Origin of the sequence: Streptomyces sp. NPDC007896 (genome assembly GCF_042959425.1) — a bacterium.
In the GTDB taxonomy this organism is placed as follows: domain Bacteria; phylum Actinomycetota; class Actinomycetes; order Streptomycetales; family Streptomycetaceae; genus Streptomyces.
In genome coordinates, this window is the sequence record NZ_JBIBKX010000024.1 from 151,974 (window position 1) to 160,977 (window position 9,004).

The 9,004-nt window shown below is 69.4% G+C and carries 7 protein-coding genes and 1 pseudogene; 4 read left to right on the plus strand and 4 right to left on the minus strand.

What is annotated here, in order from left to right; genetic code table 11:
- Positions 1–136: 136 nt before the first annotated feature.
- Together ACFZDJ_RS48255 and ACFZDJ_RS48260 are read right to left on the minus strand one after the other, a co-directional pair.
- Positions 137–550, minus strand: coding sequence for a hypothetical protein (locus ACFZDJ_RS48255; RefSeq protein ID WP_391069045.1), 414 nt, complete (start codon positions 548–550; stop codon positions 137–139).
- Positions 538–933, minus strand: coding sequence for a hypothetical protein (locus ACFZDJ_RS48260; RefSeq protein WP_391069048.1), 396 nt, complete (start codon positions 931–933; stop codon positions 538–540). Before ACFZDJ_RS48260 ends, ACFZDJ_RS48255 begins: the two co-directional genes overlap by 13 nt.
- A gap of 764 nt (positions 934–1,697) precedes the next feature.
- On the opposite strand from ACFZDJ_RS48260, the pseudogene ACFZDJ_RS48265 reads away from it, so the two are divergent.
- From ACFZDJ_RS48265 to ACFZDJ_RS48275, 3 genes and pseudogenes are all read left to right on the plus strand, one after another.
- A pseudogene (locus tag ACFZDJ_RS48265) lies at positions 1,698–1,958 on the plus strand (zinc ribbon domain-containing protein); the annotation flags it as partial.
- 150 nt (positions 1,959–2,108) lie between these two features.
- Positions 2,109–2,546, plus strand: coding sequence for a hypothetical protein (locus tag ACFZDJ_RS48270; RefSeq protein WP_391069051.1), 438 nt, complete (start codon positions 2,109–2,111; stop codon positions 2,544–2,546).
- Complete coding sequence (locus ACFZDJ_RS48275) at positions 2,518–3,111, plus strand: HEAT repeat domain-containing protein (RefSeq protein WP_391069054.1); 594 nt, start codon at positions 2,518–2,520, stop codon at positions 3,109–3,111. The genes ACFZDJ_RS48270 and ACFZDJ_RS48275 overlap by 29 nt, the downstream gene beginning before the upstream one ends.
- Before the next feature lie 157 nt (positions 3,112–3,268).
- Here ACFZDJ_RS48275 and ACFZDJ_RS48280 read toward each other — a convergent pair whose 3' ends face one another.
- A complete protein-coding gene (locus ACFZDJ_RS48280; RefSeq protein ID WP_391069057.1) occupies positions 3,269–3,928 on the minus strand; it encodes a WHG domain-containing protein in 660 nt (219 codons plus the stop codon).
- A gap of 459 nt (positions 3,929–4,387) precedes the next feature.
- On the opposite strand from ACFZDJ_RS48280, the gene ACFZDJ_RS48285 reads away from it, so the two are divergent.
- The gene (locus ACFZDJ_RS48285; RefSeq protein ID WP_391069060.1) at positions 4,388–6,628 is read left to right on the plus strand and encodes an MMPL family transporter; all 2,241 of its coding nucleotides are present in this window, start codon (positions 4,388–4,390) and stop codon (positions 6,626–6,628) included.
- 250 nt (positions 6,629–6,878) lie between these two features.
- On the opposite strand, the gene ACFZDJ_RS48290 is transcribed toward ACFZDJ_RS48285, so the two are convergent.
- Complete coding sequence (locus ACFZDJ_RS48290; RefSeq protein WP_391069063.1) at positions 6,879–8,396, minus strand: cytochrome P450; 1,518 nt, start codon at positions 8,394–8,396, stop codon at positions 6,879–6,881.
- Positions 8,397–9,004 lie beyond the last annotated feature (608 nt).

Genomic DNA, 9,004 nt, shown 5'->3' on the forward strand with positions numbered 1-9,004 from the left:
GACAGGAAGACCTAACGGAGTCCTACTAGTCGCCGTCGGATAGTCGCCGTCGGAGCGTTGATCTCCGCGGTTCGCACCGCCGCAACGGCGTTCAACCTTGATCGGTACTGGCCTGGCATCCTCGATCTGATCGATCTCATTCTGGACAAGGCGGGAGCCCGTCAGCTCTGAGGAGCGGACGCCGGTCGGCTGGAGCCGTCGGACACGCGATCACCGGGAACGCCCCGGTCTGCCCGCCGGCAGGGGTGAACGCGATCAGGACGGGGGCGCTCGCCCAGAACGGGCTCACGTCGATGAGGTCCTCGCTGTCCAGCATCCGCATCCACGCCATCACCGTGGCCACGCTCGCCTGGTAAGCGGTCACGTCCCAGGAACCGGTCACAAATCCGCAGGTTCGGGCCGTGGCGATCACGGTGTCCGGTTGGTCGGCCGTGGACAGGTGGATGGCCGTGCCGTCGTACACGAGCCGGATCCCGTCCTGCTCCAGGTCCCGCCGCCGGGAAGCCCGGCTCAGGAGGTCGTACAGGTCCCGGATCGTCAACTGAGCCACGTCGTCGTCCCGTCCTGGTGCTCGGCGCTGACCGCCTTGAGGACGACCGTGAGGATCTCCTCCGACAGGTCGCGGTTGTAGCCGGTGCAACCGGTCAGGGACACGAAAATCCGCTCGGCTGCCTCGCTTACCCGGTGCACCTGCTCCTCCCCCACGGCGTCGACCGCCATGGGTGAGCGGCGCGGTGGCGGGCTCGACGCGGCCGGTGGCGGTTCCGCCGCGGCGGTCGTCGCGCGGGCCTGGCGGACGGTGCGGTCGGCGATGTGGGTAAGCCGGCTCGTCACCACCTGGACGGCACCGAGCCAGCCCTCGCCGAACTTGTCGCTGCTACCGGCGGGCGCCGGCGTGCCCAGCTCGGCGACTTCGGCATGTGCGCCTTCCACGGCACCGGCCTCGATCACCGTCAGGAGGTGCTGTACCCTCCCCCAGCCTTGCGCCGGCTGCTTCAAGGAGATCGGCCACGCGACGCCGGGCGCTCGCAGCTGCCTCTGCGTGCACGGTGATCAGCGGTAACGCGGGCTCTTCAGGGCTGGTGCTCATACGCGGCTTACCCGACCCTGCGCGAAACCCTCTTCGGACGCCGCCAGCGCAGCAAGTCAACACGGCTCACCGGGCCGGCCCGTACCATCCCCTGGGCCACGCAGGCCCTCCCGGCACACGGCCACTCGCAGCCGGCCGATGCGACACGCCCGGACCGGACCGGTGACCTCCAGCAGGGCCCGTGCGGAGTCGTGATCGACACGACTAGGTGGGAAGCCTGGGAGGCCGCGGCAGGGTTGCTGGCGGCGCCGGAGGCGAGGCGTACCTTGCCGTGGAGCTGGGTGACCTTCTGTTCGGCGTGAACTCTGCGGGCCTGTCACCTTCGGTGTCGTTCCTGGTCGCGTGGGGTCGTCCAGAGGGATCCTGGAGTTGTGGCAAGGAAGCAGCGTCCAGCTCATAGCTCTCCACTACCAACACCAACTCCTCGATGGCGACCTCGGTGGCGGTGCCGCTGAGGGCGCTACCGCGGGGTCATCAAGGACGCACCGCATCCCAGATCCTGGTGGTCCGCTCACGCCCTACGGCCCCACGCCCCGACAAGATCTTGCTGCTGCCCGCCAACTACCAGGATCGCGTGCCCGGTCGAAGCTGATCTGTTCGGCGATCAGCGATCAGCGATGCCGGATGGGGGGTGTTCCTGAGGATCCTGCACGCCAAGGCTGAAAGCGCCGGACGGGAAGTGATCGCCGTGGACCCCCGCAACACCTCCCGCACCTGCCCCGCATGCGGGCACACGGCGAAGGAGAACCGGCCCACACAGGAAAAATTCCACTGCGTCGCCTGCGGCCACCACGCCCACGCCGACACAGTGGGAGCCACCAACGTTCTACGGGCCGGGCTGGCCCGTCGCAACGCCAACCCGGCGTAACGAGAAGCCCTCGGCTCCAGCCAGAGGAGGAGTCACGACCGTATTCAAGCCGTACGGTCTACGCGCCCCCAACTCGGGTCGCCCTGGCCGAGCATGCCCCTCCAGCGTCGCGGTGCCGGGCCCGGGGGGCGCAGTAAATGGAGATTGCCGGTGAATTCGTGGGACAGCGACCTGGCGTACCAGGCGGTGGTGCGGGCGTTCGTGAACGGGGATCCGCTTGATCAGGCGGGAGGGCCCCTCGACGTTCGTGCGGTGGTGGCGGGCATCCGTGCGGACGCCAAGGACGGGTTCCTGCTTGAGGAGGTGCCCTGGGAGCGCTTCCCGGACGGCGTCAGCGTCCGGGAGGTCATGGAGCGGCTGCGGTCGGGAGACGCCTCCGCCGTCCGTGGTGCCCTCGACAGCCTCATCGGCCTGTGCGCCGACGACATGAGGGCCGCAGTGGCGCCGACGGTGCCCTTCCTGATTCGGATCGGTGCCGACCCGGAGGCCGGCCACCGCGCCGGGGCTCTGACGGTGACAGCCGAAGTGGCGCGCTTTCGGCACCAGGGTGTGTGCACGCGTGCCGACATGGCGGTTCCGCGGCGATGACGAATGGTTCTTCGAGGTCACCGGCTACTTGCAGAACTGGTCGGTGCAGGCCGCCCGCGACGCGATCGCCGTGGACACCGATCTCCTCCTGCCCCTGCTCGACGACCCCGACCCCGCGGTACGCATCGCCACCGCCTACGCGCTGGCGGCTGCCTCAGCCCGTGCGCAGGACATCCTCTCCGCGTTCCACGCCTGCCTGCTCGCCGAGCATGACCCAGCCGTACGCGCGGGCCTGGTACTGGCGATCGCTCAGCTGGCCCGGGCGCACCAGGATTCGCCGACGGTGGTGTGGATGCGGGCCTGTTGGTCCGACCCCGCACGGCAGCCCGAGGTGCGGGTGGGCACCGCACTGGGGTGGATGTGCCTGACCGACCTGCCGGTCCCGGACGAACTGCGCGCCATGCTGGACGACCTCGCCACCCACGAGACAGCCCAGTTGATGGCGCCGCTGCCGTGGATGCGTGCGGCCGAGAACACCAACGGCAACGGCCTGCACCGCTGCCTACGCGCCATGCTGCACCCCGACACGCCTGATGCCGAGGACCACGACGACCCGTGGTCGTGACCACGCCCCGGTCACCACCCGCAAGGCCGGAACCGAGCGACTGCACGGCCTACGCCGCAACGAGGTGGGGAACCCCGCCCGCAGGGCACCGACATCGGCGACCACGTGCGTTTCATCCGCTTGCCGGCCGCTCGCTGGAGCACTAGGAAGACCCCTCTCAGGACTTCGTGGACGTGCTCAGCAGATCGGCCAGCTCAGCGTCGTAGAGCCGCGCGGGGTCGAACCCCATCCCCGCGAAGTGGCCGGCGAGTTCCAGGGACAGGACGCCGTGCAGGCGGGTCCAGATGGTCAGGGCCCGGTGGAGCACGGCGGGCGGGGCGGGGTGGTCACCCGCCCAGTCCCGGTGGTCGGCGAGGTGGGCGTCGAGCGAGGTCGCCGGGCCGTCTGCGGACAGTTCGACGCACGCGTCGAGCAGGGACGCCATGATCTCGGAGGCGATCGCGGTGATGTCGTCGGGCGCGTGGTAGCCGGGGACGGGGGTGCCGTAGACGAGGAAGTACCGCTGGGGGTCGGCCAGGGCCCAGCCACGTAGCGCGTGCGCGAGGCCGGCCGGGTCGGCACCGGCGGTGCGGGCCGCCCGGAAGGTGTCGGCGAGGCTGCGGTACGCGCCCCTGACCAGCTCGGTGATCAGCTCGTCCCGGCTGGCGAAGTACCGGTAGAGCGCGGGTCCGCTCATGCCCATTCCCTTGGCGATCGCGTTGAGGGAGAGCGCGGACGCGCCCGCCGTGGCGATCTGCTCCCACGCCCGCTCCTTGATCTCCGCACGCACCTGGGCGCGGTAGCGCTCGCGTGGCGTCGTCGCCTCTGCTCCGTCCATGACCTGCCCTCCTTCACCGTCTAGTTAGAGGTTATCACGATGGTTATTGACACTTCCCGCGAAGGTGAGTTACAACTTCTAACGAACTCGATAGCAGATAACTCAACGTGGAGGCATTCATGAGTCGGCAGGTCGCCGTACGCCTTGGCGATGAGCACTGCGCCGCGAGCGTCCCGGCTCGGGAGGTGGCGATGGAGTTCCTGCACCGTCATCCCGAGGACGCCGGCGGCCGCTCTCGGGTACAGGGCCGCGGGCCCACGTCCGGCGATGTCACGCGCATCGCCGGCGAGGTGAGAGCGGGGCCGTCGCTTGCCCGTCCCCGGGCATGCGGCGACCGCACGACCGCAACCCTGACGAGGCATCAGGGGCCAAGAGGTCTGGCGGGGCACTGCGCCGGCTCCCCCATGCGTCCGGCTGCTTCACGCCAATTCCACCGTAAGAACGCAAAGGAGAACGGACGTGTTTGAACGCTTGGCCGAACTTGCGATGCGCCGGTCCCGGCTGGTCCTCGTCATCGCCGTCGTGGCCGTGGCCCTCATGGGTGTGCTGGGAGCCGGCGCATTCGCCAAGCTGCGCGGGGGTGGCTTCGACGACCCCGCCTCCGAGTCCACCCGGGCCGCGAAGGTCATCGACGACAAGTTCGGCGGCGAGACGAACCTGGTCCTGCTGGTCCAGGCCCCCGAGGGCCGCGTCGACACCCCAGCCGTCACGCGGAGCGGCCAGACCCTGGTGGCCGACCTCAGGAAGGAGGAGGAGCTCACCAACGTCATCTCGTACTGGGACACGGGCAGCCCCGACCTCCGCTCGCGGGACGGCCGCGAAGCCATGGTGCTCGCCCATGTGACAGGCGACGAGACGCAGGAGCGGGAAAACGCCCGGAAGATCCTCGACGCCTACACCGGAACTCACCAGGGCGCGCTCACGGTCCAGGCCGGAGGCGGCGCCGCCGTGGGCAACGACCTGTCGAAACAGGTGGTCGACGATCTGGTCCTGGCCGAGACCATCGCCATACCGCTCACTCTCGTGCTGCTCCTGTTCGTCTTCGGCAGCGTGGTCGCGGCCCTGCTGCCGTTGGCGATCGCCGTCATCGCCGTCATCGGCTCGTTCGCCCAGCTCTCCCTCCTCGGCAGCGTCACCGACGTCGCAGACACCGCGACCAACCTCACCACCGCCCTGGGCCTCGGGCTGGGCATCGACTACGCCCTGCTGATGACCAGCCGCTTCCGGGAGCAGCTCGCGGCAGGGGCGAGCGTGGACGACGCCGTACGGCGCACGGTGCGCACGGCCGGCCGCACCGTCGCGTTCTCCGCCGCGACCGTGGCGGCGGCGCTCGCGGCACTCCTGGTGTTCCCGCAGTACTTCCTGCGCTCGTTCGGCTTCGCCGGAGTCGGTGTCGTCGCCATCGCCGCCCTCGGCACGCTGTTCGTGATGCCGGCCCTGCTGGCCGTCCTCGGTCACCGGGTCAACAGCGGGCGGCTGCCGTGGGCGAAGCCAGGGCACTCCGGCGCCCGGGCACCGATGTGGGGACGGCTGGCCCGCACCGTCATGCGGCGGCCCGTGCTCACCGCGCTCCCCGTACTCGCCGTGCTGCTGGCGGCGGCGAGCCCGCTGCTGGGCATCACCTTCGGCACACCGGACGAACGCGTCCTGCCCAAGGACGCCGCCAGCCGCCAGGTCTCCACAGCACTGCGGGAGAACTTCGACGGCAGCGAGGACTCGGCCGTCAACATCGTCATCGACCAGCCGGTGAACAAGGCTCCGCTGGAGTCGTACGCGGTCGAACTGTCCGGGCTCAAGGGCGTCATACGCGTCGAGACCAGCACGGGAACCTACGCCGAGGGACAGTCCACCGCGAACGCCCCCGGCAACACCGTCCTCGGCCGGCCCGGCGCGCAGCGCATCAGTTTGGTGAGCGCTCTGACACCGAAGTCGGACGCGGCCCAAAACCTGGTCAAGGAGGTGAGGGCACTCACCCCGCCCGCCGGGACACACCCTCTGGTGGGCGGAACCGACGCCGTACTGGTCGACTCCAAGGACTCCATCGGCGTCCGACTCCCGATCGCCGTGGCCCTGGTCGCCCTCACCACCTTCGTCCTGCTGTTCTTGTTCACCGGCAGCGTCGTGCAGCCGCTGCGCGCACTGGTCCTCAACGTGATCAGCCTGGCGGCGACCCTCGGCGTCATGACCTGGATCTTCCAGGACGGCAACCTCTCCTCCCTCCTCGGCTTCACGGCACAGCCGATGGAAATGTCGATGACCGTGCTGATGTTCTGCATCGCCTTCGGCCTTTCGATGGACTACGAGGTGTTCGTCACCAGCCGGATCAAGGAACTCCACGATCTGGGCAAGGACAACGAGACCGCCGTGGCCGACGGCCTCGGCCATACCGGACGCATCGTCAGCGCGGCGGCCTTCCTCCTCGCGGTGAGCTTCTTCGCCTTCGGCACCGCCAAGATCAGCTTCATGCAGATGTTCGGCCTGGGCAGCGGACTCGCCGTCCTCATCGACGCTCTCGCCGTACGCGGTGTACTCGTCCCCGCCGCCATGCGCCAGCTCGGCCGCTCGGCCTGGTACGCGCCCGGCTTCCTTCGCAAGCTCCACGACCGGTTCGGCCTCAGCGAAGGCGGCCCCGAACCCACGGCCGCTGCGGAACGGGCAACGGCAACGTCGCCGTACGTGAAGGACACGACGGGAGCCTGACCACCGACGACCGCGTCGCACCGTGTGCCCGCCTCCGCCACACCGGAGGCGGGCACAATCCTGCATCGGCGCACGGCTGTTGGCGTTTCATGCGCCTCGTCGGCAAGATGCCGCCCCGAATCTGCCCTTCTGCGTCTGCAGGCACGCTTGTGGATCTTGTCGGCACAACGCCGGCCCAACTGTCGCACCCTCAGGCACTTTCAATGACGTCCAGCAGACAGCGGCGCCAGGGCAGGGGCGGCGCGTCACCTCACCCGTCGGCAGGCGGCCCCAGCAACACCGGCACCTCCCGTGGCCCGTTCGAAATGAACGACTCCGTCGGACGCAGCGCATCCGGCTCCACCGCCAGCCGCATCTCGGGAAAACGGGCGAACAGCGCCTGCAGGGCAATCTCGGCTTCCAGCCGCGCCAACGGTGCCCCCAGGCAGTAATGCACCCCATGACCGAACGACAAATGCTCCCGTCGCGTCGCCCTCATCACATCGAACCGCTCCGCATCCTCTCCGTGCGCCTCCGGATCCCGCCCCGCCGCCGCGAACCCGATCACCAGCGCATCCCCGCGCGGGATCACCGTCTCCCCCACCCGCACGTCCTCCACCGCATACCGCAAAATCGCATTCGCCCCCGGCGCCTCCACCCGCAACGCCTCCTCGACCACGTCCCCCCACGACGCCCGCCCCGACCGCACCAACTCCAACTGCCCCGGCTCACGCAGCAACAACACCACCGCGTTCGCCAGCAGATTCACCGTCGGCTCACACCCCGCGCTCAACAACATGATCAGGTTGTCGACCAACTCCTTCTCACTCAATCCCCCACCCCCCGCAGCCTCCGGGCCACCCGCGCCCGCACCGTCCGCGACATCTGTGAGGTGTGTGAGGTCCGAGTGGGCGACCGGGTCCGCGGGATCCGCCCCGGTCCCCGCAGCGATCAGCGCACTCGTCAGATCCTCACCAGGACAGCGCCGCTTGAAAGCGACCAACTCCCCCATCGTCCGGTACAGCGCCGCGTAGTTACGCCGCGCCTCCTCCAACGACACCCCCGTAGCGAAAAACCCCTCAATGATCTCCCGCAACGCCCCCCGGAACTCTTCCGGAATCCCGAACAACTCCAGCATCACCCGGCTCGGCAACGGCTGCGCATACAACCCCCGCACATCCACCACCCCGTCCCGAGCCTCCGGCGCCGCCGCCTCCATCCCTTCCAGCAGCCCCGCCGCGATCTCCCCCACACGCGGCCCCAGCAACCCCACCCGCCGCGCCGTGAAAGCCGACCCCATCAACCCCCGCAGCCGGCGGTGCTCCGCTCCGTACGACGTCACCAGATTCTGCACCGACACCCACACCGCCAACGGCCACTCCGCCCCCACCTCACCCCGCTGCCACGCCGGCCAATGCCGATACGCATCCTTCGACACCCGCCCATCCGTCAACAACCCACGAATCACCCCCGGATCCGTCACCGCCCACGCTCCCACTCCACCCGGCAACACCACCCGCACCACCTCACCCCGACCCCGCAACAACGCCCCCTCCCCCTGCACATCCCGCCCCAACCCATCCATCACATACGGACACCCACCCCGCCCAGCACGCAGATCCGGCACACCCTGCGCATCCGGCACAGCCTGCTGGTCCGGCCCGTCGGACGCGGCACGCAGGTCCACCACGCCCTCGCCGCCCCGCAACCCCCGCTGCTCCTGCTGCTCCTGCCGGCCCCGCTCATCCCGCCGACCCTGCTGCTTCTGCTGCTCCTGCTGACGCGCCACCGGACACCTCCACGACACAGACCGCGAAAACTTCCCGACAAGCACCACAAACACACCCCGGCACCCGCATCACCACCCGGACGCCCACCAGGGGCACAACCCCACACACACGCCAGGCCCCGCCCGGAAAGCCACCCCGGAAACCCGCCACCAGCCACGGACCTCCGACACCCGATCCTCCGCGGGACACCGGAACCCAACCCCTGGACACATGCCAGGGACCCGTCTCCAGACACACAGACACCGCCGAAGAAGCGGCCCGCGCACACGCGGGACCCGGCCCAGGGTGCACACCCGGACCTCAACACCAGCAACCGCCCAGACCCACACCCGGCGCACCCAGGCACGCACCCCTGGCGCCGGTCACAAGCCATGTGCATTTGGGTGCCGGCCCGGGCCATGCGCATCCCCGGAAACCGTCCCCCCGGCACCGACACCCGCCAGAGAACCACTCGCAAAACAAAACCGCTCGGCCGGTTTCACTATAGCCTCGCCCGAGACCCACACAAGAGACACCAACACACCCCCGCGACCACCCGACCCCGAGCCTCGCACACCACCCCCAACCCCCGGAAGACACCCGCAGAACGGAATCAAAACCCCCGCTT